General features: G+C 41.6%; 20 protein-coding genes and 1 pseudogene. 5 read left to right on the forward strand and 16 right to left on the reverse strand.

Annotated elements, in window-relative coordinates:
* The first annotated feature begins 164 nt into the window (after positions 1 to 164).
* Both rodA and DXK30_RS12915 read left to right on the forward strand, forming a co-directional pair.
* Positions 165 to 1,307: a rod shape-determining protein RodA gene (gene rodA / locus DXK30_RS01190; RefSeq protein WP_057760433.1), complete on the forward strand. Its 1,143-nt coding sequence runs from the start codon at positions 165 to 167 to the stop codon at positions 1,305 to 1,307.
* A 1,097-nt stretch (positions 1,308 to 2,404) separates the two neighbouring features.
* A pseudogene (locus tag DXK30_RS12915) lies at positions 2,405 to 2,746 on the forward strand (septal ring lytic transglycosylase RlpA family protein); the annotation flags it as partial.
* A 162-nt stretch (positions 2,747 to 2,908) separates the two neighbouring features.
* On the opposite strand, the gene radA reads toward DXK30_RS12915, so the two are convergent.
* From radA to DXK30_RS01250, 11 genes are all read right to left on the reverse strand, one after another.
* A complete protein-coding gene (gene radA / locus DXK30_RS01200; RefSeq protein WP_114700104.1) occupies positions 2,909 to 4,345 on the reverse strand; it encodes a DNA repair protein RadA in 1,437 nt (478 codons plus the stop codon).
* Between the two features lie 393 nt (positions 4,346 to 4,738).
* Positions 4,739 to 5,449, reverse strand: coding sequence for an LPS export ABC transporter ATP-binding protein (lptB, locus tag DXK30_RS01205; protein ID WP_379544987.1), 711 nt, complete (start codon positions 5,447 to 5,449; stop codon positions 4,739 to 4,741).
* 143 nt (positions 5,450 to 5,592) lie between these two features.
* Positions 5,593 to 6,150 (reverse strand): lipopolysaccharide transport periplasmic protein LptA, encoded by a 558-nt coding sequence (gene lptA / locus DXK30_RS01210; protein ID WP_057760441.1) that lies wholly within the window; start codon positions 6,148 to 6,150, stop codon positions 5,593 to 5,595.
* 89 nt (positions 6,151 to 6,239) lie between these two features.
* Positions 6,240 to 6,824: an LPS export ABC transporter periplasmic protein LptC gene (gene lptC, locus DXK30_RS01215; RefSeq protein WP_057760443.1), complete on the reverse strand. Its 585-nt coding sequence runs from the start codon at positions 6,822 to 6,824 to the stop codon at positions 6,240 to 6,242.
* A complete protein-coding gene (locus DXK30_RS01220; RefSeq protein WP_114700105.1) occupies positions 6,821 to 7,387 on the reverse strand; it encodes a KdsC family phosphatase in 567 nt (188 codons plus the stop codon). Before DXK30_RS01220 ends, lptC begins: the two co-directional genes overlap by 4 nt.
* A gap of 77 nt (positions 7,388 to 7,464) precedes the next feature.
* Positions 7,465 to 8,457: a KpsF/GutQ family sugar-phosphate isomerase gene (locus tag DXK30_RS01225; protein ID WP_114700106.1), complete on the reverse strand. Its 993-nt coding sequence runs from the start codon at positions 8,455 to 8,457 to the stop codon at positions 7,465 to 7,467.
* A gap of 219 nt (positions 8,458 to 8,676) precedes the next feature.
* Positions 8,677 to 9,204, reverse strand: a complete 528-nt coding sequence (hfq, locus tag DXK30_RS01230) for an RNA chaperone Hfq (protein ID WP_114700107.1) — start codon at positions 9,202 to 9,204, stop codon at positions 8,677 to 8,679.
* Positions 9,205 to 9,531: 327 nt separating this feature from the next.
* The gene (miaA, locus tag DXK30_RS01235) at positions 9,532 to 10,698 is read right to left on the reverse strand and encodes a tRNA (adenosine(37)-N6)-dimethylallyltransferase MiaA (protein WP_114700108.1); all 1,167 of its coding nucleotides are present in this window, start codon (positions 10,696 to 10,698) and stop codon (positions 9,532 to 9,534) included.
* A gap of 82 nt (positions 10,699 to 10,780) precedes the next feature.
* Complete coding sequence (gene mutL / locus DXK30_RS01240; protein WP_114700109.1) at positions 10,781 to 12,571, reverse strand: DNA mismatch repair endonuclease MutL; 1,791 nt, start codon at positions 12,569 to 12,571, stop codon at positions 10,781 to 10,783.
* Between the two features lie 53 nt (positions 12,572 to 12,624).
* Complete coding sequence (gene tsaE, locus DXK30_RS01245; RefSeq protein ID WP_114700110.1) at positions 12,625 to 13,155, reverse strand: tRNA (adenosine(37)-N6)-threonylcarbamoyltransferase complex ATPase subunit type 1 TsaE; 531 nt, start codon at positions 13,153 to 13,155, stop codon at positions 12,625 to 12,627.
* Complete coding sequence (locus DXK30_RS01250) at positions 13,148 to 13,765, reverse strand: 6-pyruvoyl trahydropterin synthase family protein (RefSeq protein ID WP_114700111.1); 618 nt, start codon at positions 13,763 to 13,765, stop codon at positions 13,148 to 13,150. The genes tsaE and DXK30_RS01250 overlap by 8 nt, the downstream gene beginning before the upstream one ends.
* A gap of 393 nt (positions 13,766 to 14,158) precedes the next feature.
* On the opposite strand from DXK30_RS01250, the gene DXK30_RS12865 reads away from it, so the two are divergent.
* Positions 14,159 to 14,281: a hypothetical protein gene (locus tag DXK30_RS12865; RefSeq protein WP_021815223.1), complete on the forward strand. Its 123-nt coding sequence runs from the start codon at positions 14,159 to 14,161 to the stop codon at positions 14,279 to 14,281.
* A gap of 108 nt (positions 14,282 to 14,389) precedes the next feature.
* On the opposite strand, the gene DXK30_RS01255 is transcribed toward DXK30_RS12865, so the two are convergent.
* Complete coding sequence (locus tag DXK30_RS01255) at positions 14,390 to 14,722, reverse strand: YnfA family protein (protein WP_057760460.1); 333 nt, start codon at positions 14,720 to 14,722, stop codon at positions 14,390 to 14,392.
* Between the two features lie 221 nt (positions 14,723 to 14,943).
* Here DXK30_RS01255 and htpX point away from each other — a divergent pair, with 221 nt between their 5' ends.
* Positions 14,944 to 15,858, forward strand: coding sequence for a protease HtpX (htpX, locus tag DXK30_RS01260; RefSeq protein ID WP_114700112.1), 915 nt, complete (start codon positions 14,944 to 14,946; stop codon positions 15,856 to 15,858).
* Between the two features lie 343 nt (positions 15,859 to 16,201).
* Here the strand turns inward: htpX and DXK30_RS01265 are convergent, their stop codons facing one another.
* The 3 genes from DXK30_RS01265 to DXK30_RS01275 all read right to left on the reverse strand — a co-directional run bounded on the left by DXK30_RS01265 (position 16,202) and on the right by DXK30_RS01275 (position 19,563).
* Positions 16,202 to 16,567 carry a hypothetical protein gene (locus DXK30_RS01265; RefSeq protein WP_114700113.1) on the reverse strand — a complete coding sequence of 122 codons (366 nt, stop codon included), beginning with the start codon at positions 16,565 to 16,567 and terminating at the stop codon, positions 16,202 to 16,204.
* A 204-nt stretch (positions 16,568 to 16,771) separates the two neighbouring features.
* Positions 16,772 to 18,046, reverse strand: coding sequence for a saccharopine dehydrogenase family protein (locus tag DXK30_RS01270; protein WP_114700114.1), 1,275 nt, complete (start codon positions 18,044 to 18,046; stop codon positions 16,772 to 16,774).
* A 275-nt stretch (positions 18,047 to 18,321) separates the two neighbouring features.
* Entirely contained in the window at positions 18,322 to 19,563 is a 1,242-nt protein-coding gene (locus DXK30_RS01275) for a carboxynorspermidine decarboxylase (RefSeq protein WP_114700115.1), read from the reverse strand.
* A gap of 99 nt (positions 19,564 to 19,662) precedes the next feature.
* Here DXK30_RS01275 and DXK30_RS01280 point away from each other — a divergent pair, with 99 nt between their 5' ends.
* Positions 19,663 to 20,328 (forward strand): DUF924 family protein, encoded by a 666-nt coding sequence (locus DXK30_RS01280; RefSeq protein ID WP_114700116.1) that lies wholly within the window; start codon positions 19,663 to 19,665, stop codon positions 20,326 to 20,328.
* Between the two features lie 138 nt (positions 20,329 to 20,466).
* Here the strand turns inward: DXK30_RS01280 and DXK30_RS01285 are convergent, their stop codons facing one another.
* Positions 20,467 to 21,720: a CAP domain-containing protein gene (locus tag DXK30_RS01285; RefSeq protein WP_114700117.1), complete on the reverse strand. Its 1,254-nt coding sequence runs from the start codon at positions 21,718 to 21,720 to the stop codon at positions 20,467 to 20,469.
* Positions 21,721 to 21,785 lie beyond the last annotated feature (65 nt).

Raw genomic sequence — 21,785 nt, forward strand, 5'->3', positions numbered from 1 at the left:
ATAATAGAGTGACTTTATTACTTACTTGTGAGTTATCTAGTCGTTGATTACTCTCATACTTCTATTAGAGTCGGTACTTTTAAGTATGCTTCTCATCATTATTTATAATGAGATAATTTAGTTAGTACTTCCCTCCTACACCAATTGTTAGCCAAATTCTGCCTATGTCTTCTAACCCGCAATATCGTTTTTCACGTCAGAGCCATCATTTGGGGCAAGGTCATGCACCAACATTATGGCAACGTATTCATATTGACCCATGGTTAACTTTACTGTTATTGACGGTTTGTTGTATTGGTCTGACGATTCTATACAGTGCCGCAAGTCAAGATATTGGTATGGTCATTCGCCAAATGGTCAGTTACGGTGTGGCATTCGCTGTGATGTTTACCATGGCACAGATACCGCCCAGTCTCTATCGTACTTTCACGCCTATATTTTATGTCTTAGGACTTATATTATTAGTATTGGTAGATATTATCGGTGAAGTACGTATGGGTGCTCAGCGCTGGATCAATTTGCCTGGGTTCGGTAGTGTGCAGCCTTCAGAGTTTATGAAGCTCGGCATGCCAATGATGTGTGCTTGGTTTTTGTCTAAGCGTGATTTGCCACCGTCAGCGTCTAGCATTGCTATTACCTTGGCATTGATCATTGTACCGGTGCTATTAATTGCTAAAGAGCCTGATCTTGGTACATCATTACTGGTCGCTGCTAGCGGCATATTTGTGCTTTTCTTAGCAGGCCTTTCATGGCGATTGATTTCTGCTGCTGTAATTTTAGCTGTACCGTTTATAGCATTTGCTTGGAACTTTTTACTCCACGACTATCAGCGTACACGGGTATTGACACTCCTTAATCCTGAAGCAGATGTACAAGGTGCTGGGTGGAACATCATTCAATCGAAGACAGCCATTGGTTCTGGTGGTCTTACTGGAAAAGGCTATCTGGAAGGCACGCAATCACACCTACATTTTCTACCAGAAGGCCATACTGACTTTATTATTGCCGCCTTCTCCGAAGAGTTTGGTTTGCTCGGCGTGATGCTACTGATGTTCATTTATTTCTGCCTTTTATCACGCGCCTTATACATCGCCTTCACCCATCCTGATGTTTATAGCAGATTGTTGGCTGGTGCTATCGCTATGTCTTTCTTTGTTTATATATTCGTCAATGTCGGCATGGTTGGCGGCATTTTGCCTGTCGTAGGTGTTCCACTACCATTCATTAGTTATGGTGGTACGGCTATCGTGACTCTGATGGCAGGATTTGGCTTGCTCATGTCTATCCATACACATAAATCTGGCTAACTGATATCAAAAATTCTTTATATTACTTACTTTTGTAATAAATAATGTCATCGATTTTTTATTGTTGCCAAATCAATTGTGTTTCCTTGTCTATAATGCGAGTGCTCCTAAAAAAGAATAGCATTCAGAAAGACTCTGATCTTAATACTATTCTTTTTTAATACTCGTCATTTTTATATGACCTATACTTATTCTTATAACTATTAAATTTACAAGTTAGTCTTACTATTTCGTTATTGCTCCCATAAAATCTACTATTACTTAACAACTATTTCCATTGCTCATCTCTTGATGATAGATGCGGAAATATTTTATTCCTTGTTTTTTACAAAAAATTGCGTTAACCTCGTTTTACTGTACTTTGATACATAACCCGTACATAGCTACTAATAAACTTTGCATTTAAATATATTTAGGTTGTAGCGTAGCCGTATAGTTAGCATCTTGTAGATTTCAGACTTTCAAATGCACTACTTAATTAACGGTTTGATAACAAAGCGACACGCGATGTCTTCTAGACTTTTTACTAATGTAGCCTTTTAAAGAAGTTTGTAGATCACACATAATGTAAATACGACATATAGTGACATTACTACTCAGTTTGCACTGTGTATTCAATGTTTATCGCTAACTATCATTTAAGCGTATCTTCAGTCACTTTAGCTCTATTTCTGCTAAACACTGATGATAATGAAATGAAAAATTACCATATATTAATATCTATAAGAGCCATTCCTTAATCAATATGAAAACAACAGATTAATGCCATGCTCAATCTAAAATATTTAGAGTTAGGTTTTGATGTATAAGTTATAGAGGTATTTATGAACAAGCGTTTATCTGGTTTACTTACAGTTTCAGCAATGTTGTTTGCAGGCTCTGCAGTCGCTACCAATGCGAATGCTGTAGAAGCAAAGACCACACTTGCTATGATTTCGCAAGATAACGCCTCCCACATTGACCGCGTACTTGGTGAATTAAGCCGTCAACATGATGGTGCATCAAGTTTGGTAAAGTCAGCCCGTCAGCCGACTTCATTGGCGCTTAGCAGCTCATTATTAGCCAGTGATACGACACAAGTTACCAATGATGAAGACGTACTAGAGCGCCTAACAGCTGTCGCCTCTAACTCTGTCAGCAAATTTAAGCAGACTGGACTTGCGTCTTGGTATGGTCGTAAGTTTCATGGTCGCAAGACTGCCAGTGGCGAAACTTTCGATATGAACGGTTTAACTGCAGCGCATCGCTCATTGCCGCTAAACTGCTATGTCAAAGTTACTAACAAGACTAATGGCAAAAGTGTCGTAGTAAAAGTGAACGATCGCGGCCCATTCCATGGTAACCGTGTATTAGATTTATCTTATGGTGCTGCCAAAAAACTTGGTATTACAAGCAAAGGCGTGGGTAACGTTGCTATCGAGCGCGTTGCAGGACCTTAATTTTAAGTCTCGGTTTTAAAGACCAATAATATTACTAGCCTATATAGCAAAAAAAGCCTAACTAATGATTAGTTAGGCTTTTTTTATGGTTCATATTTATCGCTCTATGCTAATAGTAGCGACTAAACCACTCAAAACAAAGTACTATTAGTCCTATGTACTTTATAACTCAAATGCGCTTTCAATAGCATCATCGAGTCGCTCAACAGCAATCACATTGATACCTTTAAACTGAGGCGCATCTTTAGCAGGTGCATTGGCCTTTGGAATGATGGCATGCTTAAACCCATGTTTCATCGCTTCTTTCAAGCGCTCTTGTCCATTAGGTACTGGGCGAATCTCGCCCGATAGACCGACTTCGCCGAATACTGCTAATGAAGATGGTAGCGCTCTCTCTTTAATACTTGAAGCACAAGCCAACAGTACGGCCAAATCAGATCCTGTCTCTATGACTTTGACGCCACCAACGACGTTGACGTAGACATCTTGTCCACTGGTATGTATCCCGCCATGGCGATGCATCACTGCTAATAGCATGGATAAACGTTGGAAGTCTAAACCCAGTGCCATTCTTCTAGGCGAACCTTGTGAATCATCGACCAAGGCCTGCACTTCTACTAATAACGGTCTTGTTCCTTCACGGCTGACCATCACCACAGATCCCGCAACAGGTTTATCGTAACGACTCAAAAATATCGCTGATGGATTGGCGACTTCTTTGAGCCCCATATCAGTCATACCAAAGATACCCAACTCATTAACCGCACCAAAGCGATTTTTGACCGCACGAATCATACGAAAACGCGAGTCAGACTGGCCTTCAAAATAAAGTACGGTATCAACCATATGCTCCAATACTCGCGGACCCGCTAGCGTGCCTTCTTTGGTTACATGCCCTACTAAAAATAGCGCTGTACCTGTTTGCTTAGCATAGCGCGTCAAAATCGCTGCAGACTCTCTAATCTGACTGACACCACCTGGTGCAGAGTTGATAGCGTCCGTATAAATCGTCTGAATAGAATCAATAATAGCGATGGCTGGCTGCTCTTGCGTTAATGCAGCACAAATGGTTTCTACGTTAGTTTCGGCCAGTACACGCAGTCTATCAGCAGGCAAGTCTAATCGTTTGGCTCGCATGGCCACCTGTGCAAGTGATTCTTCACCTGTCACGTATAACGCACTACCTGCCAATGAATCAGCACGTGCCATATTGGTCGCTGTTTGCAGCAAGATCGTTGACTTACCAATACCTGGATCACCACCGATTAACACCACAGAACCTGCCACTAGTCCACCGCCGAGTACGCGATCAAACTCACTGATACCGGTTGGTAGGCGCGTGTCGAGCGTCACACTTACTGCATTAAGCGGCATGACAGCACTGTGAGTACCGGAGTAGTTACCAGTTGGCGCACTGGTGCCACGAGTAGCAGCTCGTGCGTTATTGGGCTTCGCGGTGCTTTTATTGTGATGTGGCATGCTGACATTTGGGGCTTCGACCAAGCTATTCCATTCCCCGCAATCCGTACACTGTCCAGCCCATTTACCAAAATGCGCACCGCAATGCTGACAGACATAGCTGCTTTTATTTTTTGCCATAGCTTATAAGCCTTATTCAGAGGATCAATCGAGAATAATGAAGGTAATAATGTCACGCTTTATAAGCGCTGATTCAAAAATATTTTTCATGATAAGCCAGCCATTGGTTTTGCAAGCTGTACTTGAAAGAGGATGGTGTTAATTGTAGAGATATTAATTGTAGATATAAGTAGTAACTGGCTTATAAGCTCTATATAAAATAGTTTTAGCCAGCTCTATTAGTTAATCAGAAAATACAAAACTGTTGGTATAAATTTTACGCAGCGTTTGGAAAGCAAAATGCATAGGAAGTAAGGAAAACCTATACCAGCATAACTCTACTTTAGTAGCTCTGTTTTACTCTGAACCGATTTTATAAAATAGAGTATGAGATAAGGGATTTAACGCTCTCACTTATACTTGGAAGTCTTTACCTAGATAAACAGATTTTACTAAATCATTTTCTAACACTTCAGCCGAAGTGCCTTCTGCAATGATAGCCCCTTCTGATACGATATAAGCTTTTTCACAAATAGCCAGCGTATCTCGAACATTGTGATCGGTGATTAAAACGCCAATGCCGCGATTCTTTAACGTTAAAATAACGTCTTTGATATCGCCGACAGAGATAGGATCTACCCCTGCAAAAGGCTCATCCAATAAGATAAACTTAGGATCAGCGGCCAATGCTCGCGCAATCTCACAGCGACGACGCTCACCGCCTGACACGCTCATACCCTGAGACTTGCGCACATGTTCTAAATGGAACTCGCCAATCAACTTTTCAAGTTCTTGCTGCTGTTCAGCTTTACTTAATTCTGTGCGAGTTTGTAGGATAGCTAAGATGTTATCTTCGATAGACAGTTTACGAAAGATTGATGCTTCTTGTGGTAGATAGCCGATACCCGCACGCGCACGCTCGTGCATTGCGTATTTAGATAAATCCATTTTACCTAGCGTCACACGGCCTTTATCCATATTGACCAGTCCCACCACCATATAGAAGCTAGTTGTTTTACCCGCACCGTTAGGTCCCAACAATCCGACGACTTGACCCTGTTCGACAGAAAATGAAACGTCTTTGACCACCCAACGCTTACCATAGCGCTTGCCTAGATTTTGCATAGTCAATCGAGCGACAGGCGCCGTATTGGTATTTGATGCCGATAGGTCTAGATTTTTATCATCGCTCATAACTTACTCTTACTTTCACAAAATTTAAGCATTGCTAAAGGCAGACTTATTTACTCATAGCCTGTTTATTTGGATTAACGTACGCCACTTTGGTTTGTACCGTTATTAGGCGGGAATACCAATTCAACGCGCTGATTACCACCAGCAGTTGCTTCAACATCGCCTGCTTTTAGGCTATAACGGATAACATTACCAGCGAAGCTTGCACCATTTTGAACCAGTTTTGCATTGCCAGTTAGTGTAATAATCCCAGACACTGCGTTGTAGTCAATCTTATTAGCCTGCCCTTTTGCCAAGCCCTTTTCTTGCGTGACTACTTGCTGCATAGTCGCTGGACGGCCAGTTGCTACCGCTGAGTTAATGCTGCGCTGCTGAGAAAGATTGACCGTGATGTTATCGGCCGTCATCTTAAACGTACCTTGAGTAATAATGACATTACCTGCATAACTGGTCACGCCAGTACGCTCACTATAAGTGGCTTTATCTGCTAGCAATTTAATCTGCTGATTAGAATCTGATGGCAATGCATGACTATATAACGGTAGCGCCAATAACATTACCATTGGCAGTGCGCGCAATTTGTGCAAGCAGAGTGATGATGCGCGTAAAGTAGGCAAAAATTTAAGTTTCATATAAATAACTCATTTCATAATAGGTGGTAGGATTTGCAAACTTTATGCTAGCTGCTATTTTTTGACACAGTAAATAAGAAATACTTTAATTAAAATAATGCTTTGTCTTGGCGTTCAGATGGAGAAAAGGCAACAGCAACTTGGCCAAATTCATACTCTCCCGTCTCAAGATTGGCAGTCATACTAGAGGCTTCAAATCGATTCATGCCTTGTTCGATTTTCACAGGCGCGTCACTGTATACCTTGCCTGATTTCGTATTACCTTTTAGCGTACTACCGGTCACTTTTATCGGTTCAATATCAGGGGTACTCTTATTGCCTTCACTCACCAGTGTAAATCCACCTGATAAACTAAGCTCCCCTGTCTGTTGACTAATGGCTGCACTGCCCGCTTGAATACGATAGCGTTGCTCTGCAGATGGTTCCCAATTCATGGTAATGCCTGACATTTCATCCTGATTGGTCTCAGGATTATGCGTCAAAGACTCAGCGGTAAGCTCGTATTCGGTTTCACCTTGTTCATTGGTCTGTACAGCTTTGATATCGGTAGCTTCATAATCGACATCTGTCGTTTCAATATTGACTGGCGGCGTTACGTCGCCTTGCTGCTGAAAAAACCAACCCGCGATACCAGCAATAATTAAGGCTAATACAATTAAGACACGTGTATTCACGACTGTTTATCCTGAGTTTGCGCCTCATCAAGCGTGTAATGCGCGATAAAGCCTTGATAATGTCCATGACCTTTTAAAATAAGATCACATATCTCGCGCACTGCACCAGTACCGCCAGCACGAGTCGTTACCATGTCACTGCGCTTGATGACTTCAGCATGCGCGTTAGGTACGGTTGCCGCAAAGCCTACTGTTTGCATTGCTTTGATATCCGGTAAATCATCACCTATATAGGCACAGTCGGCAGCAGTGATATTCAGGGCAGGATCTAGAGAGGACAGCAGCTCGTTTAGTGCAACAAGCTTATCATCACGGCCTTGCACCACATGGTTGATGCCCATTTCTGCTGCGCGCTTGTCTACCATCGCACTACTACGGCCGGTAATAATGGCTGTCAAAATACCGTAGCGTGCTAACGACTTAACACCCACACCATCGTGTACAGAGAACGCTTTGGTCTCAACACCATTGGCATCATAGATAATTTGACCATTGGATAAAATACCATCGACATCCATGACCAATAATTTTACTTGTCCGGCTTTTTGTATCAAGTCCTGCATTATTTGTCTCTTTTTAATATTTATTTTCGAAGCATTATTCTATATAGCTTAACTATTTCAACGGCAACTCACAAACCTTATTTGACCCCAGCTTGCAGCAAATCATGTACAGTAATAATAGCTTCTAAACGATCTTCATCATCAATAATCAATAACTGGCTAATACCACTCTCATTCATGACACTCAGCGCATCTGACGCACGCATCGTTTTACTGATATGGCGTGGATTACTGACCATTACTTCATGCATTGGCGTTTGTAGATCGATACCTTTTTCTAACCCTCGGCGCAAGTCACCATCTGTGAACACACCGACGACCTTATTGTTATCATCAGTCACTACGGTCATGCCCAAGCGACCAGCAGACATGGTAAATAAAGCTTGTTGCAATGGGGCCTGCTGATGAATCAAAGGCAAGTCTTCTGAATTGGTATGCATCAAATCTTCAACACGCGTCAATAGCTGACGACCCAGGGCACCAGCAGGATGCGATAATGCAAAATCTTCAGAAGTGAAATTACGTGCATGTACTAAAGCCACCGCCAATGCATCTCCGAGCGCCAAAGTAGCCGTCGTACTGGAGGTAGGCGCTAGATTAAGTGGACAAGCCTCTTGCGATTGACCTAGCGTTAATACAATGTCAGCTGCTCGCGGTAGCATACCGCGCTTATCACGACTAATACTGATGAGAGGAATATTTAGATGTTTGACCACTGGCAATAGCATCTTGATTTCATCTGACTCACCTGAATTTGAAATAGCAAGCAGCACATCACCCTTTACCAGCATTCCCAAGTCGCCATGCCCTGCTTCACCAGGATGCATAAAAAAAGCAGGCGTACCAGTTGAGGCAAAAGTTGCTGCAATCTTGCGTCCAATTAATCCGGACTTACCCATGCCTGTGACTACCACTCGACCCTTACAAGTCAGAATGATGTCACATGCTTGTGCAAATCTGTCGTCAATCTGCTCTGTTAGCAATGCTAACGCAGATATTTCGGTATTAATGGCCTCGATAGCAGTAGTAATAAATTGCTCATGGGTTAAGTTGTTTTTGGTATCACTCATGGATCCGCTCTGTTTTTATAATGAATCAATACTCTATTTTACTACACTATGTTTCATATTAGTAATGGTCTACAAAATCTACACTAATATAGTGCTTCGTACTGGACAAATAGCTTGCTGCTATTTATACAAAAAAAACCCACTATTATCAGCAGGTTTTAAACGAATAAATCATGTCTTAATGTTTTTTGAGATAACATGCTCGATTAGGGCAATTAGTTAGCTATTGTTATCATTAGAACCGTCGTTTGGCTTATCTTCAAAGCCTGTGTTATCTGCCGTGGCATCAAAGCCACGATCTTGACCAAAACCACCACGCTCAAATCCGCGCTCTTGACCTTGACCAAAGCTACCGCGTTCAAAACCACGATCTTGACCTTGGCTAAAACCACCGCGATTAAATCCACTGCGACTCGATGCAAAACCACGTTCTTCAAAGCCACTAGCAGCAGGGTTACTACCACGTTCAAAGCCACCGCCTTGATATCCAGTCGGTGCTGCGCTCTGCGGCTGAGCACTTGCACCTGTCGTCGTACTACTACGCGGGTTACGCGCTGGCACGACTGTTGAGATGGCATGTTTATATACCATTTGGCTCACTGTGTTTTTCAGGAGAACAACATATTGATCAAATGATTCAATTTGGCCTTGTAATTTAATACCATTTACCAAAAAAATAGAGACAGGAATGCGATCTTTGCGCAGCGAGTTCAAGAACGGATCTTGTAAAGTTTGTCCTTTTGACATGAAATCTCTCCTAAATATTATATAGTTATGTTTTGAGTGCCAATTATTTTAAGTGTTAATTTAATTATAATGGCTAAAAGGTAGATACAATAAGGTGTTTTCTTTATAAAACGTATCTAAATAAATATTCGTTGCTCTTAAGTGATTCCACTTTATCGCGAATACGTTATTATTGTAAATAATTAAGTAACTAGTTGTTTCGTTAATACTTTCTGTCTACAAAAGTTCATAACCTAGACATCATAACAATGCTCAACGTACTGAGCCAAATTATAACAGCTATCTATGCCAATTTTTGAAACTAATTGTGTTAGCTATCATTGCACCCTAAGACAAGTACTCTCGTGCTTCGGCCATGGTTTCAAACGTTTGTAATATCATACGACTGCTAGCATCAGCCCCGCTCTCAGAGTCTGCTATCCCACTTGATGATGCACTGGGCAGTTGCATTACCTTTCTCAGCCACGTGTACTGACGTTTTGCTAGCTGTCTTGTAGCATATAATGCCTTATTTTGCATTTCCTGACAAGCAAGCGCCTCGGTCTCTTGGTTAGCCATGTTTGGTTGAGCAGCCGACTTAACAACATTATCTGAGATTTCTTTTTCTTCCTTGACAGCTGTATGCTTTCTAAAAGCTTCATAAAATTGAGCTTTATCAAGATGAGTCTCATCAAATATCGGATGATCAATGTGCACCAAGTATTCTAGTACTTGCCTGTAGCCCACACAGCGCATTGACGGCATATTAGGCGTGAGCGGATACTTTTTTAGTAAGTCTATGACTTCAGCTACTAGCCCTTCATTCCACATGATATCTAGGCGTTGTTCGATACGATTATGTAGCCATGAACGATCTGGCATTACCGATAGCGCATGCCACTGCTGATTCGGATTATGTGCCAATGCTTGCTTTGGCTTGCGCTGCCAGTCACTTATTGGAATATTTGTTTGTAGATAGACTTCAATTGCTCGCGTGATACGCTGAGTATCAGTAGCATTCAAGCGCTCATGACTTATAGGGTCTATACTACCCAAATAATCATATAGAGCGCTAATACCTTCCTCTTGACGCCACTGCTCTACGCGCGCGCGTACGCTGTCATCGCTATCGGGCACAGGAGATAATCCATCGAGTAGCGCCATGTAATACATCATGGTACCGCCCACTAATAATGGTATCTTGCCATTTCTATAACATTCGTCAATGAGACGGGCAACATCACTGACAAACTCAGCCACACTATAGCTTTGCATAGGATCAATGATATCGACCAAATGATGTGGATAACGCGCTAGCTCAGCCGCTGTTGGCTTGGCTGTGCCAATGTTCATGTCACGATATATCAGTGCTGAGTCCACAGAAATTAATTCAAAACGGCCAGTATCGTATAGCTCGTACGCCAGTGACGTCTTGCCGCTAGCAGTTGGTGCCATAAGACAAACCACGCTGTTATCCGTCAATTTGTGAGGTAGGCTATCAGACGAATGTTGCATAAAGTGGCCTTTCATAATATATGGATAACTCAAATAACGATGGGTTTGATTGCTTTAAGATGTTGTAATTATTTTCAGATATTCAGGATAGCATTAGCTTTACTAAACGATGGCTATCTATCGCTTTAATAGCATTGTTCATAATTATTTCAGCAAGATCATTCACGAAAACCATTGAATCTTGCGCAGACATTTGCGTATTGACCGTCATAAGTTGCTGATTAATCTTAGTAGCACTGTTTGGCAACCTATCTTTTTTGAATACTTGCTGACTATAGGTAAGTGATTCAAATAACTGGCTTACTTTAAGCTGCCAGTCTTTAGCACTTATCAATACACACTGCCCTTGGTGATAAAATAACAGCCAAGGTAGACTTCTATCCTCTGTGCTTGAGTCAATACCAATAGTCTCTACGTTTTTAATAATATCTAAGCAAATTGGTAAAGATGCAGAAGTAGCTGCTCCATCAGAATAATATGAAGTGTTGTTGTTACTGTTGTTACTGTTGTTACTTTGGTCTGATCGCTCATTGATATGAGATCGCAATGACTCTTGCAATGAAGGATTACTTGAAAGTGATTGGTTTGCAGTAGACTGATAAGACTGTCTAGTAGATTCTACTTGATTATTCTGCCTTTGGTTATTGCTAGACTGACTACTTGAGATGGGCGTTTCAGACGAACAACCTTCAGAAGCATTGTTATTTACCCGTTCCGTAGATTTGTATTGACTGTCAGTTTCGGTCGTCGCTACGGACGCAGATGCAGACCCAAACTTAGCTACATCAATCGTTTTCAACTGCGTACGAACTGTATGGCCTAAGTGCGCCATAATATTATTCAATGGACTGATTTTGATACGTTGTTTAGATGGATGTACATTGATATTTAACCATTGGGTTGGTAAATCAAAATACAGTGCATACCCCATACCTGCTAGCTGCGCACCTTGTGCCAGTTGACGTATTTGATTGCTAATCAACGCTTCTTTTACCAGTCTACCATTTACATAAATCAGCTTTGGTAAGTCAGATTTGTCATGATGTAGCGGCCATAACCAACCACTAATCGCTGCTTGATTAACATTGCTATCATCGTACGCTACAGAAGACTGCACCAGACTCGACAAATCTATCGATATTGCTAATGCATTATCTGTTAACGCCATACCAGTCGCTTGTTCCAACCGCGGCAGTGGTAAGCGACTGTCATTATTGTCATTGTTACCACTAATACTCGTAGCACTTGCAGATAATGATAGCCGCTGTTTATTGTCATGAAAAAGTGTCAAAGCAACATCGGCACGCGCCAGTGCGACTTCTCGGACAATGTTTTCGATATGACCGAATTCAGTAGCAATAGATTTCAAATTGCCACGGCGGGCAGGCACATTGAAATACAAATCTTTTACGACAATCGTGGTACCACGGTTATGCACAACTGGTAAAAGTTTCGGTGTGTCATCCAATACGCCAGCGACCTGTAATTGACGACCGATACCGCTCTCATCATGACTACTGGTTAAGGTCAAACGCGAGACAGCAGCCATCGCCGCTAACGCTTCACCGCGAAAACCCAACGTCGTAATACCATGCAAATTAGCAACGTCAGCAACCTTACTGGTCGCATGACGAGTGATGGCCATGACCATATCATCAGGATAAATGCCCACCCCATTATCCACTACTTCAATCAAACCCATACCGCCTTGAGTGATGCGCACCTCAATATTGGTCGCGCCTGCATCGATGGCATTTTCCAGTAGCTCTTTGACAACTGCTGCTGGACGTGTCACCACCTCACCTGCTGCTAACTGATTGATTAACAACGGCGATAGTTTTTTGATGCGGGTATTAGGATGATTATCTGGCATGGATAGATGTCATATTCTTGGAAGGTAGCGATTGGTGTAATTTAGATATTCATTTAGATGATAAGTTGCGATAGATCTAAGCCCTGCGCTTGACCTGCCTTTGACAGTCTCAACTGCACTTGGCGAGCTTCAGTGCCATTATCATCGCTTACACTTTGAGTCATATCGATAAATAACGTGGGCGGCGGAAGATAGCTATCAGCACGGCTAGCCCATTCGATGATGACTAATGCTTCAGGCTCATCCAGATACTCGTCAAATCCAATAAAAGACAGTTCTTCTGGATCTTGGAGACGATATAAATCTGCATGATAAACTGGCTTGATCGAACCATCTTTTCGCTGAATACTATAAGGCTCAACTAAGGTATAGGTTGGACTTTTTACCGCACCTGTATGACCAAGCGCTTGTAACCAATAACGCGTCAATGTCGTTTTACCAGCGCCCAAGTCCCCTGCCAGCCACACGCTACCTGTCAGTGGTAATGTCGCTAATTGCTCAGCCAATGATTGAGTATCTTGCTCAGAGTTTAGTATCAGAGTCTTTAAGTATTTACCATTTTCTATAGATTGAGCATCACACATCAGACTGAACCTGCTCTGTCTGTACCTGCATGGTCACAGTTGGATTGGTAAAGCTTTCACCGCGAATCAGCTTGGCATATAGCTCAGAGTCAGTCCACTCAACACGAACCTGCTCACTGAATTCAAAATCTTCTAAGACCAGTTTACCCATTTGATCATTTGCAACATCATCAGCAAAGCACTGCGCATACCCCGTCGCTGTCTCATGGGCAATCACTGAGTATACGCTGACATCAGCTTCGCCATTTTGCATTTGTGTCTGGCGCAGTATTTCTTGCGCCCAAAAGAATATCACTCGTGAAAACTGCTCTGCCGATGGTGAAACTGGCAAGCTTATCCAACGTGCGCTAAATTTCTTACACGCTGCGACATACTCAGGATCATCTTTGTTCCAAAAACAAATAGCATGATCAAAGCTATCAATAATGTCTTTGATGGAAGATTTTAGCAGACCAAAGTCGTAAACCATTTGCCCATGGTCTAAACGAGTGGCCTCAAGAATCAGCTCAATCTGATAGCTGTGGCCATGAATCGAGTGCTTACAACGCTCAGAACTACAGTTACGAACGATGTGAGCATTTTCAAATTTGAACAGTTTACGAATACGCATAATAATTTGACCAAAACAGTAAGCACTATGGTGCTAAATGTTAATAAATAAGAGTTTGCCGCGTTTATGAATCGATTTATAGTCCATTATAGCAAATCGCCATGTATCCGTAAGTAAGCACTTATTAATACGATGATTGATTGAACGAATCAATTGATAGACTAGGACTAACCGTATTAGGGTTGCTCGTCATTCTGCGCAAAGAACACTCAGCACAAACCATAAAGAATTTGAATGATACTTGAATCGTAGACGAATTGTGCGAGCGCTATCTATTACTAAAGCTTAAGCCTATACTCTATTCAGTAAACAGCTATGTTAGCTGTATTCACACTGTCTTGAATTCGCTTAACTTGGCGTAATGAGTAGTGTGCTGTAAAAAAGGAAACGATTATGAGCAAAGGTCAAGATAGTAAGAAGAACGTTAAGAAAAAGCCCCTTTTGACTGCTAAAGAAAAGAAAGCTGCCAAACAAGCCAAGAAAGACGACAACGGTAGTATTTTAGGCAAACATTAATAATAAATACATCAATATACCAATCTAACCTAACCGTTTGATTGGTATTTTTTTAGTTCGTCATTGGCTTTTAGCTAAGCCCTGCCTTTAATTAAGCTTAGGTTTTTATTAAGCTCCGCGCGGCGCAAACATAATAATCGCCATTCCTAACAGCGCAACTACCGAACCCACTATATCCCACATGGTTGGTCGTATACCATTGACCGTCCACAACCATAAAATCGCCATACATATATAAACACCACCATATGCCGCATAGACCCTGCCCGCAGCAGTCGGATGTAATGACAGCAGCCAAACAAACGCGACCAAACTCAGCGCACCAGGTATCAGCAGCCAGATTGATTTGCCTTCTCGCAGCCAAAGATAAGGCAGATAACATCCTGCAATCTCAGCCAATGCAGTAAGCGCAAATAGCCCAACCGTCTTTAATTCTGTCAAAACTCACTACTCCTCATCTACTACTTTTCTAACCTGATAAAACCAGTCAGGTATTGTACGGCATTCCCCAAAATAATCACCCTATCTCTGTCACCACTTATAAAAGACTATTTTGGCTGACATTACAGTCAAAATCACAGTAAAATCTATCATAACAAACAAACCTCTTAGATAACCGTCTATCGAGGCCATACCGACATTGTAAATAGGAAGTTAGCATCATGATGCGTATTGGATTATTTTTATTAACCAACTTAGCAGTGATTTTGGTATTTAGCATTGTGTTTGGTATTCTATCGAGGTTTTTTGGAATCGGTGGTGTACACAGCGCAGGTGGTATTAACTACATTAGCCTTGCTGTTATGTGTGGTATCTACGGTATGGTCGGCTCGATGGTGTCGCTATTTATATCAAAGTGGATGGCTAAAAGATCCACTGGTACGGTAGTCATAGAATCGCCACGCACCGCTACTGAGCAATGGTTAGTTGATACAGTCGCCAAACAAGCACGAGCCGTAAATATCGGTATGCCTGAGGTTGGTATTTTTAATAATTCGCAGCCGAATGCCTTTGCGACTGGCTGGAATAAAAACAAGGCACTGGTGGCGGTATCGTCTGGTCTACTACAGAATATGAATCAAGATGAAGTGGAAGCCGTATTGGCGCATGAGATTGGTCATGTGGCTAACGGTGATATGGTAACCCTTGCCCTTATTCAAGGGGTGGTAAATGCTTTTGTGATGTTCTTTGCGCGCATTATCGGTAGCTTCGTGGATCGGACAGTGTTTAAAAACACCAGTGATCGCCCAGGTATTGGGTACTTTATTACCAGTATTGTGATGGATATTTTGCTTGGATTTTTGGCATCTGCCATCGTGATGTGGTTCTCACGCTTACGTGAATTCCGTGCGGATCAAATGGGAGCAAAGCTTGCCAGCCGCGAAAAAATGATCAGCGCGCTTGATGCATTGCGTCCTTCTGCACAGCGACCAGACCAAATGCCTGAGAGCATGAAGGCATTTGCAATTTCGTCTGGGCAAACTCAAGGCTTTAGTATTGCAAACTTATTCCGCTCACACCCCACGCTTGATGACCGTATTGCGGCATTGAGAGAATATAATCCTAGTGAAGCATAATAGAAGACTCTTGAAATGCTAAGGGCATAATTTGTAGATTGAATTGACCGTCTATGGATTATGCCTTAGCTTTTGATTAAAGCATAGAAAGACCTAGTTAAGCGAATATAAGTCAGTTGTAATTGAGGAACCATTAAATGAATATAGTTGATTCAATCTAAAAGAGATAAAAAGCAACCGAATGTGTATGTCATAACTCAAGAGGAGGTTAATGCTGTAACTCCTTTTTAGTCGATTGACTAAACTTCTTTATTCAAAGGAGCCAATTTATTAGAACTAATTCAAAGATAATAAGCTGGACAAGACGTCCAACTTATAGAACCTCTATTATGATATATTGCTTTCAATCACGGAAAAATGCCGCTTTTCTATAGGCATCATCAGAAGCTTGTGCCTCACATTGTTCACAATACTCAGTTATATTTTGATAGTACTCTACAAGCTGATCTTCATCTAAAATATTAGGACATTCTGTTGGTACTTCTTCACATTCATGATTGTAACCAGGACACTGAACATCTTCGATTAAGTGTCTAATACAGTTATTAAAATGATATTTTTGTGGGTCTGATAATTTATCAAACCCATTAATAATAGCAAATTTTGCAATTCCAATAACAACATCTTTATCTGCATTATTATCAGCAGCAGCTTCTTCAATAATTTCTACATTATTGTTAATAATCTCTTCTAGAGCTTGTAAGTTCATAAAATCCATCCTTATTTATGTAATTTAGAAATTCGATTATCTACTAATGTTTTAACTATGTGCAAGTAAGTAATCGTAGTGTGTATATAGCGGATGGCAGGATTGGCTCTCCTACCTCCTCGTAAAATTAACGTAAAAACCCAGACATAAAAAAAGCCTATCTTTTATAGATAGGCTTTTTTTATGTCTGGATAAACTTGCTAATTAAATATCAAACTCAAGCGCTCTATCACCTTCGCTATCTTTGATACGCGTTGGCAGACCAATCTTGTTCAGTAGATTGATAAATGGCTTAGCATCTAGCTCTTCGACATTGACCATCTTGCCTGCATCCCATTCGCCAGTCGCGACCAGTATCGCAGCAGCAACAGGTGGCACGCCTGCGGTATACGAGATGCCTTGGCTACCGACTTCGTTGTAAGCATCTTTATGATCTGAGACATTGTAGATAAACACTTCAGTCTCAACACCATTGATCTTGCCTTTTACTTTGTCACCAATGCAGGTCTTGCCTGTATAGTTCGGTGCAAGTGAGCTTGGATCTGGTAGTACTGCTTTAACAACTTTTAGTGGTACAACTTCTTGGCCTTCAGCAGTCATCACTGGCTGCTCAGACAACAATCCTAAGCTCTGTAGGACAGTGAAGACATTAATGTAATGCTCACCAAAACCCATCCAAAAGCGAATGTTTGGTACATCTAGATTGGCTGACAATGAATGTACTTCATCATGACCGCTTAGATAGCTGTTCTGTACACCTACAACTGGCAAGTCGTCCGTACGTTTGACTTCAAACATTTTGTTAGACTGCCACTTGCTGTCTTGCCAAGAGTAAACCGTACCGGTGAACTCACGGAAGTTAATCTCTGGGTCAAAGTTGGTCGCAAAGTATTTACCATGGCTGCCTGCATTGATATCAATGATATCGATATCTGTCACAGATCCTGCATCCATCATGTCATAGCCAAGACGCGCGTAGGCGTTGACCATACCGGGATCAAATCCTGCACCTAAAATGGCCGTAACATTGTTGTCTGCACAGCGCTCTTTACGTTGCCACTCGTAGTTGTTGTACCAAGGCGGCGTCTCACAAATCTTGCGTGGATCTTCGTGAATAGCCGTATCTATATACGCCGTGCCTGTTTCAATACAAGCTTCTAGTACGGTCATATTGATAAATGCCGAGCCAACATTGATAAGTATTTGTATTTTTGTGTCTTGTATCAGCTGCACGAGTGCTTGGCTGTCCATGGCATCGACCTGATGCGTATGCAAGACCGCAGCTTGCTTAAAGCTGTCTTTTTCTTTTACGCTCTGCGCGATAGCATCGCATTTGTCTTTGGTACGTGAGGCGATATGGATCTCGCCAAGCACATCATTGTGCATCGCACATTTATGCGCGACCACTTGAGCGACACCGCCTGCTCCGATGATCAGTACGTCTTTTTTGTTAGATTTGGCTTGTTGGTTTGTGTTCAATGAACAATCCTCCTTTGTGTCCCTGTCGATACCATTGATTGCGGCTATGCAAAACAGAAACGAGTGAATGATATGCGTGAATTAAAAAGGAAGACCGAGGAAAACCCACGCACCCGTCGGGCAAATAATACTCCATTATTTGCCCGACGCGATTATAACAATTTTTATTCCCTTATCGGTAAAAAATAATGTATCAATAGCAGATACCTTAAAATTACCCATTATTAAGACTAAGCCTTTGTTTTCTAATGTAGAAAAGCCTTGGAAATATCGCGTTAAGACAAGCTGGCTTTATAGTCTTGGTAATCGAACTCACGCTGGATATCGATACTGCCATCCAATCGGCGGATGACTATCGCTGGCATGTTGACACCATTGAACCAGTTTTTCTTAACCATTGTATAACCAGCAGCATTGCCAAAGGCAATCTTATCACCTATCTGAAGATTACTCGGTAATGCATACTCACCAAAGATATCACCTGCCAAGCAAGAACGACCATAAATAATAGTATGGTCTGCTGACTCAGCATTCGCTTCAGACGGTGCAGCTTCTGCAGGATTGCCAATAGGCACAATATCGGCAGCTGTATGGTTAATCGCGGCAATCGGTGCGGACTCACGATAAATCAATAGATCAAGCATATGCGCTTCAATAGACGCATCGACGACTGCTAGATTTTTTTCATTATGCATGGTATCTAGCACGGTGGTCACCAACGTACCTGCACCATGAATACTTGCCTCACCTGGCTCAAGATACACTTGCACGCCATAGGTTTCGCTAAACGCTTTCAAACGTGCAGCCAATTTTTCTAATGGATAGTCAGGCGCGATAAAGTGGATACCACCGCCCAAGCTCACCCACTCAAGTTGGGCTAAGATACCACCAAATCTAGCTTCGATATCCGCCAAGCTTTCACTAAAGGCTTCAAAGCTGTCATTTTCGCAATTGTTGTGAATCATGACGCCAGTGATATCGCCAAGTACCGCTGCGATTTTATCTTTATCATGCTCACCAAGACGGCTAAATGGGCGTGCAGGATCAGCAATCAAAAAAGATGAGTTGCTGGTCTTTGGATTGAGTCGTAGACCTACAGGTATATTTTGCGCGGCGGCTTGCTCTTTAAAAGCGTTGAGCTGTGAGATTGAGTTAAAGATTATTTTATCCGCATAGTTCAATACTTCAGGGATTTCATCTGCACTATAGGCGACGCTATAAGCATGCGTTTCTTTTTTATCGCTGCTACTGGCATCATCGTTGTTACCAAAGGTCTCATAGCCCAATCTGACTTCGTTAAGTGAAGACGAAGTCGTGCCATGCAGATAAGGCTGCATCACATCAAACACGCCCCATGTGGCAAAGCATTTTAGTGCTAATAATGCTTTTGCACCAGACAGCTCACATAGCCTAGCGATGATTTTCATATTGGCAACGATAGCCGCTTCATCAAGCACGTAGTAAGGCGTTGGTGGCAATGCCGCGTTGATAGAATTCTCTAGATTTTTTGCATTCATAATAGATTACCTAATAGACACTCTGCTGTTGCTATCTTGACAGACAGATATAAATATTTGCGCTATAGTAGACTAAATTCATCATAATTAGAATATCTTATGGCACTCTCAACCGATTATTCCACCTCAGCCAGTCGATCCCATTCATCACAATTGGATCCGAAAAACATAGATTTGACTTATCTAGATCCTGATGCGCGTGCCGTGTTGGATTTTTGGTTTGATAAAAACAATGAAGCTTACTGGTTTGAACAAAACGATCGTTTTGATAAGCAAATACAAGATAAGTTTGGCAGTATTTGGGAAGCAGCGAAACAAGGCGAATGTGTCACTTGGCGTATCGCAGAATCATCATTGGATGGTAATAGCTCGATAACGGCATTGGCAGGACGCTTGGCAGAAATTATTGTGCTGGATCAGTTTTCACGTAATTTATGTCGCGGACAAGCAAGTGCATTTGCACAAGACGGTATGGCATTAGCACTCGCCCAAGAAGCCATTCAACAGCCTTATTTTGATACTCTACCGATGCAATGGCGTAGATTTATTATCATACCGTTCATGCACTCTGAATCGGCCATGATTCATAAACGTTATCTACCGCTATTTGAACAATTAGATGATGCAAATACATTAGATTTTGAACATCGTCACAAACAAATCATTGATCAATTCGGGCGATATCCACATCGCAACGAGGTACTAAATCGCGACTCTACCGAAGATGAAAAGAACTTTTTAAAACAGCCTAATTCATCGTTTTAAGCTACATTCCTAGTATTGTATGAAGATACTTAAAGTTATTACACAAAAAATTTATCACATAAAAAGAAGGTCTGAATCATATCACTGGTTCAGACCTTCTTTTTATGTGATAAATATTTAGAGAGTATTAAATACGTATTAGTAATTTACCTTACCAGTAGTAAACGTAAATGATTGCTGCTCTAATGTTTTATTGTTAACCAAAATATCAAAGCTGACCTTATATTTGCTATTGCCATAAAGTCCACAATTACCACCTTTATTACTACCTGATTCACAGCTTTTGAGCGCATCAGTTAATGGCAAAATAAATGCTTCATTCGTTGGTAGCGCATAATTCGTACCTTTGTACGGATCATTGTCAGAATCAAGCAATTGAATCGGTACATCTATATTGCGCTGCACATCTCGGAATTTAACGTTACTTACTTTAACTTTATCGGCGGATGGCATGTTGATATAAACCGGCTGTCCGATAGGATCAGTACGTAAATTGCGCCCAGAGCCTCTGACTGGATTTGGGGTTTCGTTATAAAGTGCAGTAACTGTTCCCGTCACATCTTGACATGGGTACGTAAAAACACCTTCAAGCGTTTTATTTGTCGTGGTTTTTGTCCCTGCAGCATTGCTTACCAAAACATAGCCTTTGTTGTTAGCAGCATTTTTACCACTAGGCGTATAGGTAACCATTCCTGTTCCTACTACGCCTGAGGTTGGCAACATTAAAGAGCGTAGATGATAAGGCGCTGACAACAACGACTTTGCCATAGAACTTGCCACAGCTTCTGCACTCAAAAAATTGCCTGCCGAACTGTAATAGACAGACTGGGCAATATTTTCAGTGACACCATATTGAGAGTTGCCATAGTCTGCATTGATCAATCGATCTGCCAGATCTAACCCACTGAAAAAAGGATTATTAGAACCTGTCACACTAGCAATATCGCTGATTTCATTTTCAAAATGCGCGTTAAAGCTGGTTGGCGAGCTATTGGCAAATACATATTTTATGTAGTTCGCGTGCTTAACGGCAATATCGTCTAGCTCTGTATCAACGGATAGACCATTTAGGCCACAACTGCTTCTTGCCAAACTAAACTGATTATTCGCACTTAATGCTGCTTGTGTATTGTTATCAGCTGGTACACTACTGTCAGTGTCAGGAGTACCACTGCTTGGTTTGTCACTTTGATCAATAGGTGTTGCTATAATCGGTGCTGAGGTGATTGGTTCTGACGTTGTTAGCTTAACTTTCTCATCACTTTTCGAGCCATTTAAACCATCCACAGATGGATCACTTCCTTCAGACTCACTACTTCCACCACAACCAGTCAGAAATAGAGTCAAAAATAGCACTGCAGCAAGGCTTTTTTGGGAAGTGTTGGCTATCATATCTCATCCTATAAAGTAGTAATATTTGTGTGTCACTTATAGTAAAAATAAATATTAGAACTTAG

The organism is Psychrobacter proteolyticus (genome assembly GCF_003350005.1).
GTDB classification, from domain to species: Bacteria; Pseudomonadota; Gammaproteobacteria; order Pseudomonadales; family Moraxellaceae; genus Psychrobacter; species Psychrobacter proteolyticus.